The organism is Ramlibacter sp. (genome assembly GCF_028291745.1).
In the GTDB taxonomy this organism is placed as follows: Bacteria; Pseudomonadota; Gammaproteobacteria; order Burkholderiales; family Burkholderiaceae_C; genus Ramlibacter.
Window position 1 is genome coordinate 106,919 of record NZ_JAQGNQ010000086.1, and the last position, 23,679, is coordinate 130,597.

A 23,679-nucleotide genomic window follows, 5' to 3' on the forward strand; every position below is an offset into this window, starting at 1 on the left:
CGGACATCGCTGGGGTGCGCTGCGCGCAGCCCAGCCTACAGGGCGCGCGCATTGGTAGGCTGGGCTGGCCGCAGGCCACCCCAGCGTTTTGGCACTAGCCCAGTTCATGCGGGAAATACTTGACCACGCAATCTACCGGATTCGGCGCCGCCTGCCCCAGGCCGCAGATAGAGGCATCGCGCATCACCTGGGAAAGCTCCGCCAGCAGCGGCACGTCCCACTTCGGTTGCGCGATCAGCGCGAGCGCCTTGGCGGTTCCGGCCCGGCACGGCGTGCACTGGCCGCACGATTCGTCACGGAAGAAGCGCATCAGGTTGCGTGCCGCGCCCATGGCCGTGTCGTGCTCGGACAGCACCATCACGGCGGCCGAACCGATGAAGCACCCATAGGGCTGCAGCGTGTCGAAATCCAGCGGGATGTGGTTCATGCTGGCCGGCAGGATGCCGCCCGAGGCGCCACCCGGCAGGTAGGCGTAGAACTGGTGCCCTTCGGCCATGCCGCCGCAGTGTTCATCGATCAACTCCTGGATCGTGACGCCGGCCGGTGCCAGCTTCACGCCCGGCTCGCGCACGCGGCCCGACACCGAGAACGAGCGCAGGCCCTTGCGGCCGTTGGCGCCCTTGGAGGCGAACCACTCGGGGCCATGGTCGACGAGGTCGCGCACCCAGTACAGCGTCTCGAAATTGTGTTCCAGCGTCGGCCGGCCGAACAGGCCCACCTGCGCCACGTAGGGCGGCCGCAGCCGCGGCATGCCGCGCTTGCCTTCGATCGACTCGATCATCGCGGACTCTTCGCCGCAGATGTAGGCCCCGGCGCCGCGGCGCAGTTCGATCTCCGGCAGCTTGGTGCCCAGGCGGTCGGCCTTCAGGCGCGCGAGTTCCTGCTGCAGCAGCGTGCGGCAGCCGTGGTACTCGTCGCGCAGGTAGATGAAGATCTTGGCGATGCCCACCGCCCACGCGGCAATCAGCATGCCTTCGAGGAAACGGTGCGGATCGCGTTCGAGGTAGACCCGGTCCTTGAAGGTGCCGGGCTCGCCCTCGTCGATGTTGACGGCCATCAGGCGCGGAGCCGCTTCGGCCCGCACGATGCGCCACTTGCGGCCGGCCGGAAAGCCGGCGCCGCCCAGGCCACGCAGGCCCGAAGCCTCCATGACCTTGATGATGGATTCGACGTCGCGCTCGCCCGAGAGGCACTGTTCCAGCAGCTGGTAGCCGCCGGCGGCCCGGTACTGCGACAGGCCCGTGTAGCCCTCGGGTTCGTGGACGACGGCGCCTTCCCTGACCTTCTCGGCGACCTTCTCGGGGGTGGCGCAGGGCACCGGGTTTTGCCCGACCACTGCTGCCGGCGCCTGTTCGCACCGGCCGATGCAAGGGGCGGGGATCACCCGTACCTCGCGCCCCAGGAGGGCGGGCAGCTTCTCCAGCAGTTGCTGCGCGCCCGCCAGTTCGCACGAGAGGCCGTCGCAGACGCGCACGGTCAGCGCCTGCGGCGCGTCCTCGCCTTCCTTGACGATGTCGAAGTGGTGATAGAAGGACGCCACCTCGTACACCTCGGACTGCGCCAGCCGCATCTCCTGCGCAAGCGCGGCGAGATGGGCGGCGGAGAGGTGGCCGAAGTGGTCCTGCAGCTTGTGCAGGTGCTCGATCAGCAGGTCGCTCTGGCGCGACGCGTCCCCGAGCAACTGCCGCACTTCCGCCAGGGCCTGTTCCCCCGGCTTGCGGCCGCGGGGACCCTGGCGCCTGCGCTCGCGCATGGCGGGCGAGGAAGCCGCAACGATCGGAATGACGCGTGGTCCGGACATGCTTCTTGCTCTCCTTACAGCAGGCCGGCCGCGCGGGCCCACTTGTACTTGGCGCCCAGCACTTCCACCGGCAGTTCGGTGGAGTAGGCATAGGCGGGGATGCCGTTCTCGTACAGGTACTGGGCGGCCTCTTCGACTTCGACGTCGCCGGCGAGGGAGACCACCACCGGCTTGGACTTGCCCTTGGCCTTCATCTCCTTGACGACCTCGACCATGTTGCGCGCGAAGACCATGGGCGGCGTCACGATCGTGTGCCAGTAGCCCAGGATCAGCGCGTGGATGCGGTCGTCCTCCAGGCCCAGGCGCACGGTGTTCACGTACGTGATCGGGGGCTCGCCACCGGTGATGTCCACCGGGTTGCCGGCCGCGCCGAACGGCGGGATGAACTTGCGGAAGGCCGCGTCCAGGTCGTCGGGCATCGGCTTGAGCAGCTTCAGGCCGTTGTCGACGCAGGAGTCGGACAGCAGCACGCCGGAGCCGCCGGCGCCGGTGATGATCACCACGTTCTCGCCCTTGGGCGTCGGCAGGATCGGCACGCCACGCGACAGTTCCAGCATCTGGCGCAGGCTGTTGGCGCGGATCACGCCGGCGCTGCGCAGGATGTCGTCATAGATCTTGTCGGTGCCGGCGACGGCGCCGGTGTGCGACGCGGCGGCGGCGGCGCCCATCTCGGTGCGGCCGGCCTTGAGCATGATCACCGGCTTCTTCTTCGAGACGCGCTTGGCGACTTCGGCGAAGGCGCGGCCGTCCTTCAGGTCTTCGCAGTGCTGCGCGATCACCTTGGTGTTGTCGTCCTGTTCGAAGAACAGGAGCAGGTCGTCTTCGTCGATGTCCGACTTGTTGCCCAGGCCCACGATCGCGGACACGCCCATCTTGGCGGAGCGCGAGAAGCCGATGATGGCCATGCCGATGCCGCCGGACTGCGAGGACAGGGCGGTGGAGCCCTTGACGTCGTAGGCCGTGCAGAAGGTGGCGCACAGGTCGGCGGGCGTGTAGTAGAAGCCGTAGATGTTCGGCCCCATCAGGCGGATGTTGTACTCGCGGCCGATGCGCTGCAGTTCTTCCTGGCCTTCGACGTTGCCCGTTTCACCGAAGCCCGAGGGGATCAGGATCGCGCCGGCGATCTTCTTCTCGCCGCATTCCTTCAGCGCGCCGGCCACCAGCTTGGCGGGGATGGCGAACACCGCGGTGTCGATCTCGCCGGGGACGTCCTTGACGCTCTTGAAGGCCTTGATCCCCATGACCTCGGCTTCCTTCGGGTGGATCGGGTAGATCTGGCCCTTGTAGCCGCCGTTGATCAGGTTCTTCATCACCGAGTTGCCGATCTTGCCGGCCTCGTTCGATGCACCGATCACCGCCACCGCCTTCGGCTTCATGATCCGGTTCATGGACGCGACGACGTCCTTTTCTTCCGGACGGAAGCGCGCCGGCTTCTGGTTGAAGTTCAGCACGATGCGCACGTCGGCGGCGATCGCGCCGTGTTCCGAGGCGAACACCGGGTTCAGATCCAGCTCGGAGATTTCCGGGAAGTCGGAGACCAGTTGCGACACGCGCACGATGGTGTCCTGCAGCGCCTCGCGGTTCACCGGCTTGGCACCGCGCACACCCTTGAGCACTTCGGCGGCCTGGATGCCATCGAGCATCGAGCCGGCTTCTTCCGCGGTGGCGGGAGCCAGGCGGAAGGTCACGTCCTTGAGCACTTCGACCAGCACGCCGCCCATGCCGAAGGCGACCAGCTTGCCGAAGCTGTCGTCGGTCATCGCGCCGATGATGGTTTCCAGGCCGCCCTTGATCATCTGCTGGATCTGCACGCCGACGATCTTGGCGTCGGCCTTGTACTTCTTGGCGTTGCCGATGATCTGCTCATACGCGCTCGAGGCCTCGTCGGCGCTCTTGACGCCGACGATCACGCCGCCGGCTTCGGTCTTGTGCAGGATGTCCGGCGAGACGATCTTCATCACCACCGGGAAGCCCATGGAAGCGGCGAGGGTGGAGGCCTCCTTGGCGCTCGCCACGACGCCTTCCTTGGGCACGTTGATGCCATAGGCGTCGCAGATCAGCTTGCCTTCGGGGGCGGTGAGCGAGTCACGACCGTCTTTTCTCACCGCGTCGAGGATCGCGCGGACTTTTTGCTTGTCGCCTTGGAACTTGGCCATGTGGTGCCCCTTGAAATGTCTTGTGATGGTTTTGCGGAACGTGGCGGGTCAGATGACCTTGGCCGTGCGCAGTTCTTCGATCTGGTCCTTGCCATACCCGAGCATGGCCAGCACTTCCTCGGTGTGCTCGCCCAGCAGGGGAGAGCGGGTCACCTCGGTCTCGCTGTCGGACATCTTGATCGGGTTGCCGACGGACAGGTACTTGCCGCGCTTGGGGTGGTCCACTTCGACCACGGTGCCGGTGGCGCGCAGCGCGGGCTCCTCGGCGATTTCCTTCATCGACAGGATCGGGCCGCAGGGGATGTCGTACTTGTTCAGGATCTCCATCGCCTCGAACTTGGTCTTGGTCTTGGTCCACTCCTCGATGCGCGAGAAGATGGTCTTCAGGTGCGGCAGGCGCGCCTTGGGCGTGGCGTAGCCGGGATCGGTGATCCACGTCTCCTCGCCGATCACCTTGCAGATGCTCGCCCACACCGGGGCCTGCGTGATGAAGTAGATGTAGGCGTTGGGGTCGGTTTGCCAGCCCTTGCACTTGAGGATCCAGCCCGGCTGGCCACCGCCCGAGGCGTTGCCCGCGCGCGGCACGGCATCGCCGAATTCCTTGTCGGGGTACTGCGGGTACTCCTGCATGACGCCCGTGCGCGCCAGGCGCTGCTGGTCGCGCAGCTTCACGCGGCACAGGTTCAGCACGGCGTCCTGCATGGCGGTCAGCACCTTCTGGCCGCGGCCGGTCTGCTCGCGCTGGAACAGGGCGGTGACGATGCCCAGGGCCAGGTGCACGCCGGTGCCCGAATCGCCGATCTGGGCGCCGGTCACCAGCGGCGGGCCGTCGTCGAAGCCGGTGGTGGAGGCCGCGCCGCCCGCGCACTGGGCGACGTTCTCGTACACCTTGCAGTCCTCGTACGGGCCGGGGCCGAAACCCTTGACCGAGGCCATGATCATGCGCGGGTTGATCTCCTGGATGCGTTCCCAGGAGAAGCCCATGCGATCGAGCGCACCGGGGGCAAAGTTCTCGACCAGCACGTCACATTGCTTGATCAGCTCGATCAGCACTTCCTTGCCCTTGGGATTCTTGGTGTCCAGGGTGATGGAGCGCTTGTTGTGGTTCAGCATCGTGAAGTAGAGGCTGTCCACGTCGGGGATGTCGCGCAGCTGGCCGCGCGTCGCATCGCCTTCACCGGCTTTCTCCACCTTGATCACGTCGGCGCCGAACCACGCCAGCAGCTGGGTGCAGGTGGGCCCGGATTGCACGTGGGTGAAATCGAGGATCTTGACGCCGTCGAGTGCTTTGCCCATTTGTCTTCCTATCGATTTGAATGTGGAAACTCTTGCCCCTGCCTTTGGATGTCATCCCGGGCTTGCCCCGGGATCCACGCGGCGGTGGTTTGCGCGCCGCATGGATTGCGGGTCAGGCCCGCAATGACATCCGGAACATCCAGGGGTCCTTACGCCGTCTTCTTCTTCGCCGCCGCCGGATTGAGCAACGTGATGCGGCCCGACTCGGTGCCCGCGTTCTCGTCGATCAGCGCGTTGATCAGCGTCGGCCGGCGGCTGGCGACTGCCTCGTCGAGAGCTTTCTTCAGTTCCTCGGGGTTGTTGGCCGTGACGCCCACGCCGCCGAAGGCCTGCATCATCAGGTCGTAGCGCGCCTTCTTGACGAACTGCGTCGGGGCCATCGCGTCGCCGCGCGGGTTGACGTCGGTGCCCTTGTAGATGCCGTTGTTGTTCATCACCACGATGGCGATCGGCAGGTTGTAGCGGCAGATCGTTTCCACTTCCATGCCGCTGAAGCCGAAGGCGCTGTCGCCTTCCACCGCGATCACCTGCTCGCCGGTCACGACGGCGGCGGCGACGGCAAAGCCCATGCCGATGCCCATGATGCCCCACGTGCCCACGTCGAGGCGACGGCGCGGCTCGTACATGTCGACGATCGAACGGGTGAAGTCCAGCGCGTTGGCGCCCTCGTTCACCAGGTAGGCCTTCGGGTTCTCCTTGACCGTGTTGCGGATCACGTTCAGCGCGCTGTGGAAGTTCATCACCGGCGGGTTCTTGCCGAGCGTTTCCGCCATCTTGGTGAGGTTCTTGTCCTTGCGCTCGGCGATCGCGCCCGTCCAGTCGGCCGGCGGCTTGTTCCAGCCGGAGCCCATCGCCTGGTTGAAGGCGGAGATGCAGGAGCCGATGTCACCGATCACCGGGGCGGCAATGGCGACGTTGCTGTCCGCTTCGGTCGGCGAGATGTCGACCTGGATGAACTGCTGCTTGCCCGCGTCCTTGGACGAAGCGCCGCCCCAGGTCTTGCCCTTGCCGTGCGACAGCAGCCAGTTCAGGCGCGCGCCCACCAGCATCACCACGTCGGCTTCGGCCAGCACGTAGGAGCGTGCGGCGGAGGCGGACTGGGTGTGGTTGTCCGGCAGCAGGCCCTTGGCCATGGACATCGGCAGGTAGGGGATGCCGCTCTTCTCGATGAAGTTCTTGATCTCGGCATCGGCCTGCGCGTACGCGGCGCCCTTGCCCAGGATCACGAGGGGCTTCTTGGCGCCCTTGAGCAGGTCGACGGCGCGCTTGACGGCATCGGGAGCGGGGATCTGCTTCGGAGCCGCATCGACCACCTTGATCAGCGACTTCCGGCCCGCTTCCTTGTCCATGCTCTGCGCGAACAGCTTCGCCGGCAGGTCGAGGTACACGCCGCCCGGACGGCCCGAGACGGCAGCGCGAATGGCACGCGCAATGCCCACGCCGATGTCTTCGGCGTGCAGCACGCGGAAGGCGGCCTTGCACAGCGGCTTGGCGATGGCGAGCTGGTCCATCTCCTCGTAGTCGCCCTGCTGCAGGTCGACGATCTCGCGCTCGCTCGAGCCGGAGATCAGGATCATGGGGAAGCAGTTGGTGGTGGCGTTGGCCACCGCGGTCAGGCCGTTCAGGAAGCCAGGCGCGGAGACCGTGAAGCAGATGCCCGGCTTGCCCGTGATGAAGCCGGCGGCGGCGGCGGCATTGCCGGCGTGCTGCTCGTGGCGGAAGGAGATGACCTTCAGGCCATCGGCTTGCGCCATGCGCAGGAAGTCGGTGATCGGAATCCCGGGAAGGGCGAAGATCGTGTCGATCTCGTTCAGCTTCAGGGCATCGATGACGAGGTGGAAGCCGTCGGTCTGTTCGCTATCGTGGGTTCCGGTGGTCATGGGTCAGGGTCCTGGTTGCGGAGTGCGAGAATGGTAGGAGCCGCTCTCGGCAAACCCTCTTGACCGTAGTCAATTTTCGAAGAATTGCCGGCTGCCGTCAGCGCAATTCCCCGGATCCCCCTGCTCATGTCCTCGATAGCCCAGCATCCCGAACGCAACGTCATCCGTGTGCAGCTTGCACATAACGTGGGGCTGAAGGGAATCACGCTGGCGCAGATGGAGGAACTCGAACCCATGCTGCAGGTGGTGGATTGCCAGAAGGGCGAGGCGCTGCTGAACCAGGGCGTGCATGAGATGGAGCAGTACTTCATCCTCGAAGGCATCCTCAAGCGCGTGGTCTCCGACCGCGAGGCCAAGGAGATGATCCTGCGCTTCGCCGAAGAAGGGCAGATGGAAACCAGCTATGCCGCATGGCGGCTGGGCACGCCCGCTCCCTACAGCATCGTGTGTGTCACGCGCGCCCGGGTGGCCAAGCTGTCCTTGCGCGACTGGGTGGCTTTCATCGAGTGCCATCCGGGGATGAAGCAGGCGTTCGAGTACGACGTGATGCACGTGATGAGCGAAATCATGGCGCACACCATCACGCTGCACCTGCTGGATGCGCCCGGCCGCGTGAAGCGTTTCCTGCGCAAGCACCCGGAACTGGAAGAGCGCCTGCCGAAGAAGGAGCTCGCGTCCTATCTCAACCTTTCGGCCGAAACGCTCAGCCGGTTGAAATCGCGCGGGAAGATCTGAGGCTGGTGGTCACCTCGCAGGGGGGGTTGCCGAAGGCACCCCACCGTTCCGGCGCCGGCGTGGTGGCTTGCCTTCGGCAACCCACCCTACCCATCGGATCGCGCAGTTCACGAAAACAATTCGGCCCGTCCGTCTCCCGCGAGGGAGAGGGACGGGCCGTGTGGCGGACTCGTGGTGCGCAGCGCGCTCAGACCAGCGGGTGCCCGGCGGCGTTGGCGCGGTCGATCGTCTTCTGGCGCATCGGCTTGAGCACCAGCAGGGCGAGCACGCCGGCCGCGATGGAGATCACGGCCGAGAAGATGAACACGCGGTCCCAGTTGCCGCCGGCGGACAGCGCGGCCGACAGCGGCACCAGCAGCGAGGCGGTGCCCTTGGCGGTGTACATCGTGCCGGCGTTGGCCGCTGCGTACTTGATGCCGAAGGTGTCGGCAACCAGGGCGGGGAAGATCGAGTAGATCTCGCCCCAGAACAGGAACACGAGCGCGGCGAAGGTCATGAAGGCGATCGGCTGGTGGCCGAACTTCATCAGGCCCAGCAGCGCCAGGCCCTCACCGCAGAACACCAGCAGCATCGTGTTCTCGCGGCCGATGCGGTCGGAGATGAAGCCGCACAGCGGCCGCGTGAAGCCGTTGGCGAGGTTGTCGATGGTCAGCGTCAGCGTGAGCAGCGGCAGCGTGAAGCCCAGCATGCTGATCGGCAGCTTGGCGAAGCCGTAGTCCTTGGCGATCGGGCCGAGCTGGGCCGTCGCCATCAGGCCGCCCGCCGCGACGGCGACGAACAGTACGTAGGTCAGCCAGAAGGTCGGCGTCTTCATCATCTGGCCCACGGTGTAGTCGACCTTGCTGGTCACCACGCGCGGCGAAGCAACGACGCCCTTGGGCACCACCGGCTTGGTCAGGAACAGCGCGCAGGCCAGGATGACCACGCCCTGCAGGATGCCGAAGAAGAAGAAGGTCTTTTCGTAGCCCGAGTTCGCGATCATGCTGGCGATCGGGATCACGGTCAGGGCCGAGCCGGCACCGAAGCCGGCGGCGGTGATGCCGGCGGCCAGGCCACGCTTGTCCGGGAACCACTTGAGCGCGTTGCCGACGCAGGTGCCGTACACGGCGCCGGCACCGAGACCGGCGATGACGGCCGCGGCATACAGCTCGGGCAGCGTGGTGGCATACGAGTTCATGACCCACGCGATGCCGGCCAGGATGGCACCGCCAGCCACGACCGGGCGCGGACCGAACTTGTCGACCAGCCAGCCCTCGACCGGCACGAGCCAGGTCTCGACCAGCACGAAGATGGAGAAGGCCAACTGGATCGACGTCAGTCCCCAGTGATTCTTCTGCTCGATCGGATTGACGAAGAGCGTCCACCCGTACTGCAGGTTCGCGATCATCGCCATGCAGACGATACCGAGAACCAGTTGGCCCCAGCGGTACGCGTTGCTTCGCTCGGTGGTGCTCGCGGAGCTGCCCACGCTGGCTCCTGCTGGAGCCATTGCGTCCATTGCCTTGTTCATCCGATCTGTCTCCTGTGACTGGTCTGTCGCCGTACATCATCCTGCGCTTGCGGGCTTTCCTGCAACGCGGACAACCCATTCTGGAACTCTGCGAGCCTTGGAAATCTTGACCACGGTCATGAAATCGGGTTTCCCCCTAAGCACTCGGCGAGCCTGCGGACGAGTCACTCTTGCGCTCGGGTTCAGGGACTGCTGACCAAAGTGGCGGCAATGAATTACGGGTTTACCCGTACAATTGCTGCAACGCACAAATTGCGACCGATTTTTTAAACCAGGAGAAAACCATGTCCAACCTGAGCCTGCCCCGCGGCGAAGTGTCCCAACCCGCCCTGTTCGCCCTGCTGAAGGAAATGTTCCGCGCCACGCCGCTGGGCCTCGTGCTCGCGTCGATCGCGCGTCGCTGAGCTGACAGCCCCCAAGACAAAAGGCCGCGCAAGCGGCCTTTTGTCTTGCTGCGCCGAAGGCGGAGCGGAGGGGAACTCAGCGCGGGCCCTGCGCCCGGGCGCGCGACACCTCGACGGCCCGCAGCAGGAACTCGGCGTCGTAGGAACGCAGCAGGTGGGGGCGCTCCTTCTCGAGCCAGGCGCGCAGGTCTTCCCGGCCGGCGCCGCACTTCTCTGCGTCCCAGTCGCGGCAGAGGTCGAGCTGGTCGTCGGAGGTATAGGCCGGGGTGTCGGATTGCGCCATGGTTGTCTCCAGTGGGATACGTGATGGAGTCAATGTAGGAGCGATGGACGATCAATGATAGTGAAAGTAATTGATCGTTTGCATTAGCTCGCAGTTATGATCCGCCGCCATGAAGAACGCCACCCTGCGCCAGCTGAAAGTGTTCGAGGCGGTGGCCCGGCACCGCAGCTTTTCGCGCGCGGCGGAGGAACTGCATCTCACCCAGCCGGCGGTCTCCACGCAGGTCGCCAAGCTCGAGGAGCACGCGGGCCTGCCCCTGTTCGAGCAGTTGGGAAAGAAGATCCACCTCACTGCCGCGGGCCAGCAGATGCTGCAGTGCAGCCGCGAGATCATCCAGAAATTCCAGGAAGCCGAAGAGGCGATGGCGCAGTTCAAGGGCGTCTCGGGCGGCCGCCTGAACGTGTCCGTCATCAGCGCCGGCGACTACTTCTTTCCGCGTCTGCTGGTGGAATTCGCGCAGCGACACGCCGGTGTCACGCTCAACTTCGGCGTGTGCAACCGCGAGGAGTTGCTGGCGCAGATGCAGGAGAACGTGACCGACCTGGCGGTGATGGTCCGGCCCCCCGACGACATCGATGTGGTGAGCGAGCCGTTCGCGCCGCACCCCTACGTGGTGGTCGCCGCGCCCACGCATCCGCTCGCCAGCAGCAAGCGCATTCCGGTCTCGCGCATCAGCCGCGAGCCCTTCGTCGTGCGCGAGAAGGGCTCGGACACCTGGAACTCGATGCGGGAAGGCTTCGGCGCCAGCCTGGCGGGCCTGAACATCGCGATGGAGATCCGCAGCACCGAAACGATCAAGCAGGCGGTGATCGCGGGCATGGGCGTGAGCTTCCTCTCGGCGCACACGATCAGCCGCGAGCTGAACGCGGGCAGCCTGACCATCCTCGATGTGCAGGGCCTGCCGCTGATGCTGCACTGGTACGTGGTGCACCGGCGCGGCAAGCAGCTGCCGCCGGTGGCGCAGGCCTTCAAGAACTTCCTGCTGGCCGACGGCGCCAGTCTGATCGATCAGGCGCTGGGCATCAAGGCCGCTACGCGGCCCGCACCCAGGACCGCCACTCGTTCGAAATAGCCCAGCCCTGTTGCCGTGCGAAATCGCCGGCGCCCATCTTGCCGGCACCGTCGGGGCGCAGCTTGAGGATCTCGACCAGTCCGCCCTGGGCCCAGATCACGATCGAGTCTTCGCTGACGCCCGCCACGTCGCCGGGCTTGTGGCCGCGCGAGACAAAGCGTCCGACCACATGCTTGCGGCAGTCGTACACGCGCACCTTGGTGCCGGCCAGCATCATCCACGCGCCCGGCGCCGGGTTGCAGGCGCGAATCAGGTTGTAGATGGTGTCGACGTGGCCGGGCCAGTGGATCTCGCACTCGGCGTCGTGCATCCAGCCTTCGTAGGTGGCGCGGCGCTCCTCCTGTGCGCGCTCCTCGTGGCGACCGGCGAGCACCGCGTCGGTGGCCTCCAGCAGGCCCTGCACGCCCAGGGGAAAGAGCTTGTTGAAGTAGACCTCGCCCAGCGTCTCGTCGCGACCGATCGCGCAGGACTTCTGCAGCACGATGGGACCTTCGTCGAGACCGTCGTTGGGCCGGAAGATGGTGATGCCGGTCTCGCGCGCGCCGAGCGCAATGGGCCAGCTGATCGACGACGGCCCGCGATGCCGGGGCAGCAGCGAGGGATGGAACTGGATGGTGCCCGCGCGCGGGATGTTGACGAAGGACTGCGGCGCGAACTGCAGCACGTAGGCCATGATGCCGATGTCCGCGTCGAGCGAGCGCATGGCCGCTTCCGCCTCGGCGCTGCGCAGGCTGGCGAAGCTGAACACCGGCAGGTCGCGCGCGAGGGCGTCGGTCTTGAGCACGTCGGCCTTGGCCCCCGGCTTGTCGGGAGCGCAGAAGACCCCGGCGATGGTGTCGCCGCGGGCGAGGAAGGCTTCCAGGACGGCCTTGCCGAAGTCCTGTTGTCCGATGAAGGCGATGCGGGCGATGGCGGGCTCCCTGGAGGTGTCAGCGCAGGAGGAAATAGGCGGCGATGCAGTACAGCACGAACGCGAAGATGCGCTTGAGCGGGCGAATGTCCATGCCGTGCGCGATGCGCGCGCCCAGCGGCGCCAGCGTCATGCTGGCCAGCGCGATCACGGCCAGCCCGGGCAGGTAGACGTAGCCCAGCGAGCCGGCCGGCATCTGCGGCAGGTTGCGGCCCGCCCAGGCATAGCCGGCGCTGGCGGCCAGTGCGATCGGGAATCCGAGTGCCGCCGAAGTGCCGACGGCGTCGTGGATCTTGACGTTGCACCAGGTCATGAAGGGCACCGAGACGAAGGCGCCGCCAGCACCGACGAGGGCCGACAGCACGCCAATGACGATGCCAACCGCGAACATGCCCAGGGTGCCCGGGATCGTGCGCGAGGGATCGGGCCGGCGATCCAGCAACATCTGGGTGCCCGAGAAGGTGATGAAGACGGCGAAAAGGATGCCCAGCATCCTGGCCGGCAGGGCCACGGCCAGCTGCGCCCCGCCGACCGAACCCAGCACGATCCCGGGCGCGAGTACGCGCACGATGTCCCAGCGCACGGCGCCGCGCCTGGCGTGCGCGCGCACGGAGGACAGCGAGGTGAAGACGATCGTGGCCAGCGACGTGGCCACCGCCATCTTGACCACGTACTCCGGCTGCACGCCCTGGTGGGTAAGAACGAAAGTCAGTACCGGCACCAGCACCATCGCCCCACCGATGCCCAGCAGGCCCGAGAGCATGCCGGCGGCCATTCCGGAAAGAAGCAGTTCGAGGATCAGGACGGGTTGCAGCAGCATCGTTGTGGTGAGGGCAGGGCCGCATTGTGGCAAACCCCGGCCCACCGTTCCGCACCGCGGCCCGTGGACCGCGCGGAATAGCATGCAGCGCGGTCCCTCATGTGACGAAGCCGGGCTTTGCCCGGCTTCGTCACACTGACTAGCCACTTGCAAAAGTCGCGTGCGACTTTTGCAAGTGATCGAATGGGTGTCTGCGAGTGGCACCGGACCCGCATCCTGAACCAGGGTTCAGGTGGGCGAGGTCAGCGCTGGTGTTGGGTTCATCTACGCGAGACGATCACGCTCACCAGGCGATGTTCCAAGCCCTTGCTCAATGAGCATTGGTTCAAGGAAATATAAAGCCCGATACACACTGCAGACGAATCCATTCTAGGACGCAAAAGCGGCCGCTGGCGCAATCCCTGCGCGAAGCCATGTAAGTATTCCGGACTTGACACGCGGCGACCAAGCTGAACTGTGCAAGCTGTCACGCGCGGCGCGCGTGCGGCCACCCCATTCAGAGCAGGCGGCCGTCCTCGCCCAGCGCCTGGTCCAGGCGCATCATCATCTGCGCGAGCCGCACGTCGTCGGTGATGCTGCGCACGCCGGTGAGCGTGGCATCGGGTTGCGCGAAGCCGTTGGCGTGCAACGGCGGCTGCGGCGCCGTCGTCGTCGTCGTCTTCTCGGCATCGAAGGCGAGATTGAGGGCGGCCAGCACGGCGATGCGCTCGCGCGCCTTCACCTTGCCGGCATCGCGGATGCGGCACATCGCGTTATCGACCTTGGCCACCGCATCGAGCAGCCGCTGCTCGCCGCCTTCCGGGCATCCGAGCAGGTAGCTCTGGCCCATGATCTGCACTTCGAGCTGCTTCATGCGGGGGTATTGAGATCCGGCAGGCGTTCGAGCAGCGCGTCGACGCGCGCGCGGGCGGCCGACAGCCGCGACTTGAGCGAATCGCGTTCGTGCGTGAGGAGTTCGACCTGCTCGGTGAGCAGCGCGTTGGTGCGCTGCAGCTCCTCGTAGCGAACGAGCAGACGCTCGACGCGTTCGACGAGGGGGTCGATGGGGGAGCCACTGGCCATGCGTTGAATTGTAGGGAATTGCGAATACAACCGCTCTAGAATCGCGGCCGTTGGTGCTCGCGGTGTGGTTCGCATGCCGCAGTTCAACGGGAAGCAGGGCGCCTCGCGCCGCGCGTCAAGCGCGCACCGGGCCAACCTGCGCTGCCCCCGCAACGGTAAGCGGAGGTGCGTTTCGACTTTTCTTGTCGGGGCGTGCCGCTTCCATCATCGCAAGCCACTGGGGCCGCCTGAAACAGCGGCCCTGGGAAGGCGATGGAAGTTTTTCCGCCAGCCCGGATACCGGCCAACACGGTGGCCGCACGCTGCAAGGCGGGCGGTCGTGATCGCCCAATGCGCCGGCGGGGAACCCGGCGCGGGCTTGCATCCTGCTTTTCATCATGAACCGTATCGAGCTTTCACCGCGTGCGCTGTCCTGCCTGCTGGCCGCCGCTTTTCTTTCCACCCCCTGTGCCTTTGGCCAGTCCGTGCCGACGCTGGCCGAAACCCGCGTCACCGCCACCCGCTTCTCCGAGGACGAGGCCTCGCTCCCGCTGGGCGTCAGCGTGATCGACGCCGACGCGATTCGCGCCAGCGGCGCCACGAGCGTGCCCGATGCGATCGCCCGCATCCTCGGCGTGCCGGCGCGCCAGGACCTGTTGAACGGCGGCGACGCCACGCTGGACCTGCGTGGCTTTGGCGCCACCGCCGACAACAACCAGGTCGTGATCCTCGACGGCGTGCGCCTGAGCGAGGCCGATACCAGCGCCGCGCGCATCGCGGTGATCCCGGTCGATTCCGTGGAGCGCATCGAGGTGCTGCGCGGCAGCGGCGCCGTGCTCTATGGCGAGGGCGCCACCGGCGGCGTGATCGTCATCACCACCAAGGCCGGAGCCGGCCGCCAGCAGCCCACCGGCGGCACGGTGTATGGCGCCGCCGGCTCGCATGGGCTGCGTGACCTGCGCGCCAGCGGCACCGCCAGCTTTGCCAGCGGCCTGAGCCTGCAGGCCGACGCGCAGAAACGCAGCACCGACGGCTATCGCGTGAACTCCGCATCCGACACCCAGGCCGAAGCGCTTGGCGCGCAGTGGAGCAACGAGTGGCTGCGCCTGGGCGCGCGCCTCTCGCACGATGAACTCGATGCCGGCCTGCCGGGCGCGCTGACCGCCGCGCAGTTCGCGGCCGATCCGCGCCAGTCGACGCATCCGCAGGACCATGTGAACGTGCGCAACGACCTCGCCTCGGTGTTCGCGCGCGCCGATCTCGCCGGCTGGGAACTGGCGTTCGACGCCGGCCACCGCGAGAAGCGGCTGCGCAGCGTCAACGTCACGGCGTCGGGCTCCTTCCCCTTCGATTTCGACGTCGACGCCGACACCTATGCCTTGCGCGCGCGCCGCGAGGCCGCCATCGGCGACGTGCGCAACATCTTCGTGGCCGGCAGTGACGTCAATGCCTGGCGGCGCGACGTGCTGGGCCAGTTCGGCGGACCGGCCGCCATGCACTCCACCGGCTTCTACCTCAAGGACGACGTGGTGCTGCCGGCCGGCACGCGCATCTCGCTGGGCGGCCGCACCGAGACGATCCGCAAGGACAACCAGGTGGATCCGCCGGCGGCGCTGGCCGATCGGGTGAATGCCTGGGAGCTGGGCTTGAGCCAGGCCCTTGGCGCCGGCTGGACCGGCTATGCGCGCGCGGGCCGCAGCTTCCGGCTGGCCAACGTCGACGAATTCAACTTCACCACGCCCGGGGTGTCGCTGCTGCCGCAGACCTCGCGCGACTTCGAACTGGGCACGCGCTGGCACTACGCCAAGGGCAAGCTCGAGGCGCGCCTGTATCGCAGCGACCTGCGCAACGAGATCGGCTTCGATCCCAACGCCGTCGGCCCGAGCAGCCTGTTCGGTTTCAACGGCGCCAATGTCAACTTCGACCCGACCCGGCGCCAGGGCGCCGAGCTGGACTGGTCGCACACGCTCAATGCGGCGCTGCTCGTGCGGGCCAATCTGGCCTACCGCCAGGCGCGCTTCCGCTCCGGCCCTTACGCTGGCAACGACGTGCCGCTGGTGCCGCGGCGCACCGCGGCGGTCCGGGCAGACTGGACGCTGCAACCCGGGCAGCGCCTGAGCGGTGGCCTGAACTGGGTATCGTCGCAGCATCCGGACTTCGAGAACACCTGCCGCATGCCTGCCTACTTCACGGCCGATGCCCGCTATGCCTGGCAGTTCCATCCGCAGGCGGAGCTCGCCCTGGGCGTGACCAACCTGTTCAACCGCCAGTACTTCACGCAGGCCTTTGCCTGCGACGGCGCGCAGGCCACGTCCGTGTTCCCCGAGCCGGGCCGGCAGTTCACCGCTTCGGTGCGCCTGCAGTTCTGAGGAAGCTGGATGATCCCCGTTCCGCGGCTTGCGCCCGTCGCCGATGTGCTGCGGCGCCTGTCGCTGGCGCTGCTGCTGCTGGCAACCGGCGCGCATGCCGCGGTGCAGGTGATCGACGACCGCGGCGTGACGCGCAGCTTCGCGCGGCCGCCGCAACGCATCGTGTCGCTGCTGCCTTCGCTGACCGAGACCGTGTGCGTGCTGCAGGCCTGCACGCGGCTGGTCGGCGTCGACGATTTCTCCACCTGGCCGCAACAGGTGCAGCGCCTGCCGCATGTCGGCGGGCTGGAGGACGCCCGGGTCGAAAGCATCGTCGAACTGCGGCCGGACCTCGTGCTGGCGCCGACTTCGTCGCGCGCGCTGCCGCGGCTGGTCGCGCTCGGTCTTCCGGTCGTGGCGCTGGAGCCGCGCACGCTGGGCGACGTGCAACGGGTGCTGCGCGTGCTCGGGCCGCTGCTCGCCGCGGGCGATGCCGACGCGCAGTGGCAGCGCATCGCCCAAGGTGTGGACGATGCCGCGCGCAGCCTGCCGCCCGATCGCCGCGGCACCCGCGTGTACGTAGAGGTCGGCAGTGCGCCGTATGCGGCCGGTGCCGCCTCCTTCATCGGCGAGCTGCTGCAGCGCCTGGGCGCCGCCAATGTGGTGCCGGCGGCGCTCGGCCCCTTTCCCAAGCTCAATCCCGAATTCGTGGTGCGGGCCGATCCACAGGTGATCGTGGTCGCGCGCGGCGAGCTGGCGGCCCTGCGCGCGCGGCCTGGCTGGCAACGCATCGCCGCCGTTCGGCAAGGGCGGATCTGCGGCCTGACGCCGCAGCAGGACGACGTGCTGATGCGCGCCGGCCCCCGCCTCGCAGAAGCCGCTGCCCTGCTGGCGCAGTGCCTGCAAGGTCGATGGCCATGAGCACGCAGCGCGCCACGCCGGCCACCCTCGCGCTCTGGCTGCTGGCGGCCAGCGCTGGCCTGCTGGCCCTGGGCATCGCCATCGGCAGTGCCGGCTGGGAGCCCTGGCTCGACCAAACCGGTGCCGGTCTCACCATCCTCTGGGAGATCCGGCTGCCGCGCACGCTGGGTGCCTGGGCCGCCGGTGGCTTGCTCGGACTGGCGGGCGCCGTGGCGCATGGCCTGTTCCGCAATCCGCTGGCCGATCCCTACCTGCTCGGAAGCGCCACCGGCGCCGCCTTCGCGGTGGCGCTGCTGCTGGTGCTCGCGGGCGCTGCTCCGGCCGCCGCGGGCTGGGCCGCGCGCCTGGGCCAGACCGGCGCGGCCTTTCTCGGTGCACTGGCCGCCGTGGCGATCACGCTGGTGCTGGCCCGCGGCGTGCAGCACACGCTGCGGCTGCTGCTGGCTGGCGTGATCGTGGGCATGGTGTTCGGCGCCGCCGCCGCACTGCTGCTGTTCCTGCAGCCGGAGCTGCTGCGCACCATGCAGGCCTTCCTGCTCGGGACCACCGGCTTCCTCGGCTGGGGTAGTGCGGCGCTGCTGGGCGCCGTGCTCGCAGTCGCGACGGCCATCGCGATCGTCGCCAGCCGCGCGCTGGATGCCCTAGCCCTGGGCGAGACGACCGCGGCCAGCCTGGGCGTGGCGCTCGGGCCGGTGCGACTCCTGCTGGTCGCCGTGATGGCGCTGGCGACGGGCGCCGCCGTGGCGCAGGTCGGACTGGTCTCCTTCATCGGCCTGGTGGCGCCGCACCTCGTGCGCGCGCTCGCCCAGCCTACGCACCGCTGGCTGCTGCCGCTCTCCGCCCTCGCGGGTGGCGTGTTGCTGCTGGCGGCGGATATCCTCGCGCGCTGGCTGCTCGCGCCCCGCGAGTTGCCGGTCGGCGCACTCACGGCGGTGCTCGGTGGCGTCTACCTGCTGGCCCTGCTGCAGCGCAGGCGCGTATGAGCGGCGTCGCCTTGCAATGCGACGCGCTGCGCGTGAGCCTCGATGGCCGCGAGGTCCTGCATGGCATAGACCTGGCGCTGGCGGCCGGCCGCTGGACCGCCATCGCCGGGCCGAATGGCGCCGGCAAGACCACGCTGCTGAAAGCATTGGCACAATTGCTTCCGGCGCAGGGCCGGATTGCCCTGCTGGGACGTCCCGCCGCGGACTGGCCGGCCCGCGAACGCGCCCGCGCCATCGCCTGGCTGGGACAGGCCGAGTCGGGCGCCGAGGACCTGCTGGCGCACGACGTGGTGATGCTCGGACGCCTGCCGCACCAGGACTGGCTCGGCCTGCCCGACGAGGCCGACCGCGCGGCCGTGCACGGCGCTATGCAGGAAACGCAAAGCTGGGACTGGCGCGACCGCCCGCTGGGCAGCCTCTCCGGCGGCGAGCGGCAGCGCGTGCTGCTGGCGCGGGCGCTGGCGGTGGGCGCACCCTTGCTGCTGATGGACGAACCGCTCTCGCACCTCGACCCGCCGCACCAGGCCGACTGGCTGGCCATCGTGCGCCGGCACGTGGCGCGCGGCGGCACGGCCGTGAGCGTGCTGCACGAAATCGCGCTCGCCCTGCAGGCCGACGACCTGCTGCTGCTGCAGGACGGCCGCGTCGCCCATCACGGCCCGACCGCCGACCCGGCGACGCATCGCGCCCTCGAAGCCGTGTTCCAGCAGCGCGTCGCGGTGCATGCGGTGGCCGGCCGCTGGGTCGCATTGCCGGTGGAGGCTCCGTGAACGCACGCTGCATCATGGTCTGGGGGACTTCCAGCGGCGCCGGCAAGAGCTGGCTCGCGACCGCCTTGTGTCGCTGGTATGCGCGCCAGGGCCTGCGCGTGGCGCCGTTCAAGGCGCAGAACATGTCGAACAACGCCCGCGTCGTCGCCGATGCGCAGGGCAGGGCGGGTGAGATCGGCAGCGCGCAGTACTTCCAGGCGCTGGCGGCGCGGCGCGAGCCCGACGTGCGCATGAACCCGGTGCTGCTCAAGCCCGAAGCCGATACGCACAGCCAGGTGGTGGTGATGGGGCAGGTCGACGCCGCGGTCACCGCATTGCCCTGGCGCGAGCGGAGTGCGCACCTGTGGCCCACCGTCGCTGCGGCCCTGGACAGCCTGCGCGCGGAGAACGACCTGGTGGTGATCGAAGGCGCCGGCTCGCCGGCGGAGATCAACCTGCACGACTGCGACTTCGTCAACCTGCGGGTGGCGCAGCACGCGCAGGCCCGTTGCCTGCTGGTGACCGACATCGACCGTGGCGGCGCCTTTGCCCACCTGTACGGAACCTGGGCGCTGCTGCCGCCCGCGCAGCGGGCACTGCTGCACGGCTTCGTGCTCAATCGCTTTCGCGGCGACCCGGCGCTGCTCGACCCCGGACCGCAGGAGCTCGAACGGCTGGCGGGCGTGCCAGTCGTAGCGACCTTGCCGATGGTCTGGCAGCACGGGCTGCCGCAGGAAGACGGCCTGTTCGATCAGGCAGCCGGCAACGGCGCGGCACGCCTGACGATCGCGGTGATCGCCTATCCGCGCATCAGCAACCTCGACGAGTTCCAGCCGCTCGCGAATCTGCCCGGCGTGCACCTGCGCTGGGTGCGCAGTCCGGCGCAACTGGCCGGCGCCGACTGGATCGTCCTGCCGGGCTCCAAGAACACGATGGCCGACCTGCAATGGTTGCGCGTGCAAGGATTGGCCCGTGCGGTCGCCGACTTCGCGCAGGGCGGCGGCCGCGTGCTGGGCATCTGCGGCGGGCTGCAGATGCTGGGCGAGGCGCTGGTCGATCCCGACGACCTCGCCGGCAACGGACCTGGCCTCGGCCTGCTGCCGCTGGCGACGCAGTTCGCGCCCCACAAGACCGTGCGGCGCACCACCCTGGTTTTCGAGGAGCTCGCCGCGCCCTGGGACGCGCTCTCGGGCCGCGGTGTCACCGGCTACGAGATCCACCAGGGCCACAGCATCCAGCACGCCGGGATGGCGCCAGCGCGCATTGCGCTGGCGGGTTCGCTGGGCTGGCAGAACGCGCAGGGCAACGTGCTGGGCGTGTACCTGCACGGCCTGTTCGAGGACCCCGCGGTGCTGCAGGCGCTGTTCGGCGCGGCCGCGCCCACGCTGGAGACCGTGTTCGACAGGCTGGCCGATGTGGTCGATCGCCACTTCGCCACCGGCGTGCTGCCCGGTTTGATCGCGTGCTAGCGAGTTCCTAGGGGAAAGGCCGGGGGGCCGGCCACTTCCCCAAGCCGCGCAATGCTTGCCATACTAGGACAGCAGCGGCGCAGTGCCGCGGCACGGTCTTGGGGGGCGTTCCATGTACAAGAAGATCCTGTTGGCGTATGACGGCTCCGAGGCCGGACAGAAGGCGCTGCTCGATTGCCGCGAGATCGCGCAGTGGAGCCAGTCCGAGCTGCACCTGGTCGCGGTGATGCCATCGGCCATGAGCTTCGTCGGCCTGGAAGGCGGCGTCTACGACGTCGAACTCGAGGAGCGCGAAAAGCGCAAATACCGTGGCGTGCTGGAGGACGGCCTGCAGCGCCTGAACGCGGCCGGCTTCACGGCCCGCGGCGAAGTGGTCACTGGCGAGGCGATCGACGAGATCGGCAAGTACGCCCGGAAGATCCAGGCCACGCTGATCGTCGTCGGCCACAAGCACCTCGACAGCTGGGCCGCTCGCTGGTGGCGCGGCTCGATCTCCGGCGCACTGATCGAGCACGCGCCCTGCAGCGTGCTCGTGGTGATCACTCCCTGATCCCCGCCGGGCGCCATGCCCTTCCCACCAGGCCGCGACCGGCGGCCCGACGATTCCGTCTCGCTGGCGCAGTACCGGCGGCGCGCAGCGCGTTACGACCTGGAGCTGATGCCCTTCGAGCCGATGCGCCGCGAGGCCATCGCGCTGCTGGATGTGCCGGCGGGCGGCACCGTGTTCGACATCGGTTGCGGCACGGGGCTCAGTTTCGAGCCGCTGCTGCGCCGGCTTGCACCGCACGGCCGCGTGGTGGGCGTCGATCCCTCCCCCGAGATGCTGGCGCTGGCCCGCGAGCGCGCGCGGCGGCAAGGCTGGCAGGGCGTCGAGCTGTTGCAGGCGGCAGCCGCGTCGGCGCTGCTGCCGCAGGGCGCCGACGCAGCGCTGTTCCACTTCACGCATGACGTGCTGCGCGATGCCGCGGCGCTGGATCACGTGCTGGCGCACTTGCGGCCGGGCGCGCACGTGGTGGCCTGCGGCCTGCAGTGGGCGCCCTTCTGGCTGCTGCCGGCCAATCTGTTCGTGCTGGGCGCCGCGCTGTATTCGGTCAGCTCGCTCGCAGGCCTGGAGCAGCCCTGGACCCTGCTGGCGAAGCGGCTGCAGTCCTTCGAGGTCCGGCCGATGTTCTGGCCGGGGATCTACCTCGCGCAGGGCCGGGTCGGGTAACCTCCGGCGCATGATCTTTCCGGCATCTCCCGGGCGGCGCGCGGCGCTGCTGCTTTCCCTCGTGCTCATGCTGGCGGCCTGTGCCACGCCGACCGCGCCGCCGCCGCCGCCCGCCCGGCCACGGCTGCTCGTGCTGTTCGTGGTCGACGGGCTGCCGGTGCGGCAGGTCACCGGCCTGCGCGACCAGTTCGGGCCCGACGGCTTCGCGCGCTTCCTCGATGGCGGCGCCGACTTCACCCAGGCGCATTACGGCTACGCCTTCACCGTCACCTGCGCCGGCCACGCGACGCTGCTGACCGGCGCCTATCCACATCGCAGCGGGATCATCGGCAACGAGTGGGTGGACCTGGCGTCGGGCAAGCCGACCTATTGCGCGGCCGATCCCGCCGAGCACTACATCGGCCAGCCGACCGAGCCTCTCGACGGCACCAGTCCGCGCAAGCTGATGGCCGAGAGCGTCGGGGACGTGCTGCGGCGGGTCGATCCGCGCTCCAAGGTGATCGCGATCTCGGGCAAGGACCGCGGCGCGATCATGCCGGCAGGGCACGCGGGCACCGCCTATATGTACATGGGCGGCAGCGGCCGCTTCGTCTCCAGCAGCTACTACATGCAGCGGCACCCGGACTGGGTCGAGGCCTTCAACGCGGCACGGCACGCCGACCGCTGGTTCCACACCCAGTGGCAGCCGTTGCTGCCCGAGGCCGCCTATGCGCGTTCCGTGCCCGACCGGCAGCCCTGGTTCGGGCCCAAGGGCGGCGAGCTGCCGATGATGCTGGGGGCCGCCGGTGACAGCGCGCCTGGGCCCGACTACTACGCCGCCTTGCTGGCCAGCCCGTTCGCCGACACGCTCACGCTCGACTTCGCCCGCGCGGCGATCGTCGGCGAGGGACTGGGGACGGACGACGTGCCCGACATCCTGGCGATCAGCCTCTCGGGCCACGATTACGTCAACCATCGCTGGAGCGCCGAGTCGCGCATGTCGCAGGACCACCTGCTGCGCCTCGACCGCCTGCTGCAGGATTTTTTCGCCGACCTCGATCGCACCGTCGGCCGCGATCATTACGTCGCGGTGCTGACGGCGGACCACGGCTTCACGCCCGCGCCGGAGTTGAGCCGCGAACGCGGACTCGACGCCGGCCGCATCAACGGCAGCCAGCTGCTGGCGGCGGTGAACGGCGCGCTGGCCCAGCGCTTCGGCGCGCCGCGGCTGGTGACGACGGCGTCGGCTTCCGCCCTGGTGCTGGACCGCGCGCAGATCGCCGCGCGCGCGCTGGATTTCGATGCCGTGGCCGACGCCGCCCGCACCGCCTTGCTCGCGCAGCCGGGCATCGCCAGCGCGTACACCCGGCGCGAACTGGCCAGCGGCAGTCGCGCCGGCGCGCCGCTGTTCGATATGATGCGCAACACTTGGCACCCGGAAGTCTCGGGCGACGTCCAGTACGTGCAGAAACCGAAATGGATGTTCGGCACCACCGCCGCCACGCACGGCTCGCCGTACGAAGACGACACGCACGTGCCGCTGCTGCTGTGGGGCCCGGCCTGGGTGCGTCCCGGCCAGCGGGAGGCGCCGGTGCAGATGTCCGACCTCGCACCCACGGTCGCCGCTCTGCTCGGCGTCGCCACCCCATCGCTGAGTGAAGGAAAGCCCTTGCCGATCTCTCCACCCTAGCAACTTCACATGCCCGCAACATGGCGAACATGTGTTCGTTACGGATCGGGAACAAACTGAGCGCGCAGCCGAGCACAGCAGAAGAGCGCCTACAAAGGGTCGGGTCCGGCACTGGCGACTGGTTGAGTCGCTGGCACGCACGCTCTGCGCCTGCTGAACTTGCCCCGCGCTACGCGGAACAAGAAGGACATTGATGCCCACCAACCCGCCTTTGCCCCCTGGCGAACCTCGTAATCCCGACCGCCTGCCCATCGCCGCGAGCCCGCCGCGACGCAAGCTGAGTCGGCGTGCTTCCCTCATCGGTACCGTGATCGCACTGCTGGTCGCGGCCGGCCTGGCCTGGCTGGCCTGGGACCTCACGCGGCCCGCACAGCCCGCCACCGCGGGCGGTGCTCCCGGCGCTGCCGGCGCCCGTGCCGGCG

Annotated in this window: 20 protein-coding genes and 1 riboswitch; of the genes, 10 read left to right on the top strand and 10 right to left on the bottom strand. The window is 68.3% G+C overall.

The genetic code is table 11. From position 1 onward, the window contains the following. Window positions 1–94: 94 nt before the first annotated feature. The 4 genes from JWP60_RS16120 to oxc form a co-directional block, all read right to left on the bottom strand. Window positions 95–1,801: an NAD(P)H-dependent oxidoreductase subunit E gene (locus JWP60_RS16120; protein WP_299793446.1), complete on the bottom strand. Its 1,707-nt coding sequence runs from the start codon at window positions 1,799–1,801 to the stop codon at window positions 95–97. A gap of 14 nt (window positions 1,802–1,815) precedes the next feature. Next, entirely contained in the window at window positions 1,816–3,957 is a 2,142-nt protein-coding gene (locus tag JWP60_RS16125; RefSeq protein ID WP_299793448.1) for an acetate--CoA ligase family protein, read from the bottom strand. Between the two features lie 48 nt (window positions 3,958–4,005). Further along, on the bottom strand, window positions 4,006–5,253 hold the full coding sequence (frc, locus tag JWP60_RS16130) for a formyl-CoA transferase (RefSeq protein WP_299793450.1): 1,248 nt from the start codon (window positions 5,251–5,253) through the stop codon (window positions 4,006–4,008). 149 nt (window positions 5,254–5,402) lie between these two features. Next, complete coding sequence (gene oxc / locus JWP60_RS16135) at window positions 5,403–7,133, bottom strand: oxalyl-CoA decarboxylase (protein ID WP_299793453.1); 1,731 nt, start codon at window positions 7,131–7,133, stop codon at window positions 5,403–5,405. A gap of 126 nt (window positions 7,134–7,259) precedes the next feature. Here oxc and JWP60_RS16140 point away from each other — a divergent pair, with 126 nt between their 5' ends. Further along, complete coding sequence (locus JWP60_RS16140) at window positions 7,260–7,868, top strand: Crp/Fnr family transcriptional regulator (RefSeq protein ID WP_299793456.1); 609 nt, start codon at window positions 7,260–7,262, stop codon at window positions 7,866–7,868. Between the two features lie 187 nt (window positions 7,869–8,055). Here JWP60_RS16140 and oxlT read toward each other — a convergent pair whose 3' ends face one another. After that, a complete protein-coding gene (oxlT, locus tag JWP60_RS16145; protein WP_299793459.1) occupies window positions 8,056–9,357 on the bottom strand; it encodes an oxalate/formate MFS antiporter in 1,302 nt (433 codons plus the stop codon). A gap of 501 nt (window positions 9,358–9,858) precedes the next feature. Next, complete coding sequence (locus tag JWP60_RS16150; RefSeq protein WP_299793462.1) at window positions 9,859–10,065, bottom strand: hypothetical protein; 207 nt, start codon at window positions 10,063–10,065, stop codon at window positions 9,859–9,861. A 109-nt stretch (window positions 10,066–10,174) separates the two neighbouring features. On the opposite strand from JWP60_RS16150, the gene JWP60_RS16155 reads away from it, so the two are divergent. After that, entirely contained in the window at window positions 10,175–11,137 is a 963-nt protein-coding gene (locus tag JWP60_RS16155) for a LysR family transcriptional regulator (RefSeq protein WP_299793465.1), read from the top strand. Here JWP60_RS16155 and JWP60_RS16160 read toward each other — a convergent pair. From JWP60_RS16160 to JWP60_RS16175, 4 genes are all read right to left on the bottom strand, one after another. Next, window positions 11,097–12,083, bottom strand: a complete 987-nt coding sequence (locus JWP60_RS16160) for a methionyl-tRNA formyltransferase (RefSeq protein WP_363320874.1) — start codon at window positions 12,081–12,083, stop codon at window positions 11,097–11,099. The genes JWP60_RS16155 and JWP60_RS16160 overlap by 41 nt on opposite strands. Further along, complete coding sequence (locus JWP60_RS16165) at window positions 12,067–12,867, bottom strand: sulfite exporter TauE/SafE family protein (protein ID WP_299793468.1); 801 nt, start codon at window positions 12,865–12,867, stop codon at window positions 12,067–12,069. The genes JWP60_RS16160 and JWP60_RS16165 overlap by 17 nt, the downstream gene beginning before the upstream one ends. A gap of 496 nt (window positions 12,868–13,363) precedes the next feature. Beyond that, window positions 13,364–13,720 (bottom strand): cell division protein ZapA, encoded by a 357-nt coding sequence (locus tag JWP60_RS16170; protein WP_299793471.1) that lies wholly within the window; start codon window positions 13,718–13,720, stop codon window positions 13,364–13,366. Beyond that, window positions 13,717–13,929, bottom strand: a complete 213-nt coding sequence (locus JWP60_RS16175) for a cell division protein ZapB (protein WP_299793474.1) — start codon at window positions 13,927–13,929, stop codon at window positions 13,717–13,719. Before JWP60_RS16175 ends, JWP60_RS16170 begins: the two co-directional genes overlap by 4 nt. Window positions 13,930–13,963: 34 nt before the next feature. After that, a riboswitch (cobalamin riboswitch) is annotated at window positions 13,964–14,232 on the top strand. 74 nt (window positions 14,233–14,306) lie between these two features. Between JWP60_RS16175 and JWP60_RS16180 the strand changes: the two genes are divergently transcribed. From JWP60_RS16180 to JWP60_RS16215, 8 genes are all read left to right on the top strand, one after another. Beyond that, a complete protein-coding gene (locus JWP60_RS16180) occupies window positions 14,307–16,277 on the top strand; it encodes a TonB-dependent receptor (protein ID WP_299793477.1) in 1,971 nt (656 codons plus the stop codon). Window positions 16,278–16,286: 9 nt separating this feature from the next. Continuing rightward, window positions 16,287–17,177 (top strand): helical backbone metal receptor, encoded by an 891-nt coding sequence (locus JWP60_RS16185; protein WP_299793480.1) that lies wholly within the window; start codon window positions 16,287–16,289, stop codon window positions 17,175–17,177. Next, a complete protein-coding gene (locus tag JWP60_RS16190) occupies window positions 17,174–18,160 on the top strand; it encodes an iron ABC transporter permease (protein ID WP_299793483.1) in 987 nt (328 codons plus the stop codon). The genes JWP60_RS16185 and JWP60_RS16190 overlap by 4 nt, the downstream gene beginning before the upstream one ends. Continuing rightward, on the top strand, window positions 18,157–18,930 hold the full coding sequence (locus JWP60_RS16195) for an ABC transporter ATP-binding protein (protein WP_299793486.1): 774 nt from the start codon (window positions 18,157–18,159) through the stop codon (window positions 18,928–18,930). Before JWP60_RS16190 ends, JWP60_RS16195 begins: the two co-directional genes overlap by 4 nt. After that, window positions 18,927–20,378: a cobyric acid synthase gene (locus JWP60_RS16200; protein ID WP_299793489.1), complete on the top strand. Its 1,452-nt coding sequence runs from the start codon at window positions 18,927–18,929 to the stop codon at window positions 20,376–20,378. Before JWP60_RS16195 ends, JWP60_RS16200 begins: the two co-directional genes overlap by 4 nt. A 112-nt stretch (window positions 20,379–20,490) precedes the next feature. Further along, window positions 20,491–20,928: a universal stress protein gene (locus JWP60_RS16205; protein ID WP_299793491.1), complete on the top strand. Its 438-nt coding sequence runs from the start codon at window positions 20,491–20,493 to the stop codon at window positions 20,926–20,928. 15 nt (window positions 20,929–20,943) lie between these two features. Further along, complete coding sequence (locus tag JWP60_RS16210; protein WP_299793494.1) at window positions 20,944–21,588, top strand: methyltransferase domain-containing protein; 645 nt, start codon at window positions 20,944–20,946, stop codon at window positions 21,586–21,588. Between the two features lie 10 nt (window positions 21,589–21,598). Further along, a complete protein-coding gene (locus JWP60_RS16215) occupies window positions 21,599–23,257 on the top strand; it encodes an alkaline phosphatase family protein (RefSeq protein WP_299793497.1) in 1,659 nt (552 codons plus the stop codon). Window positions 23,258–23,679: the final 422 nt, after the last annotated feature.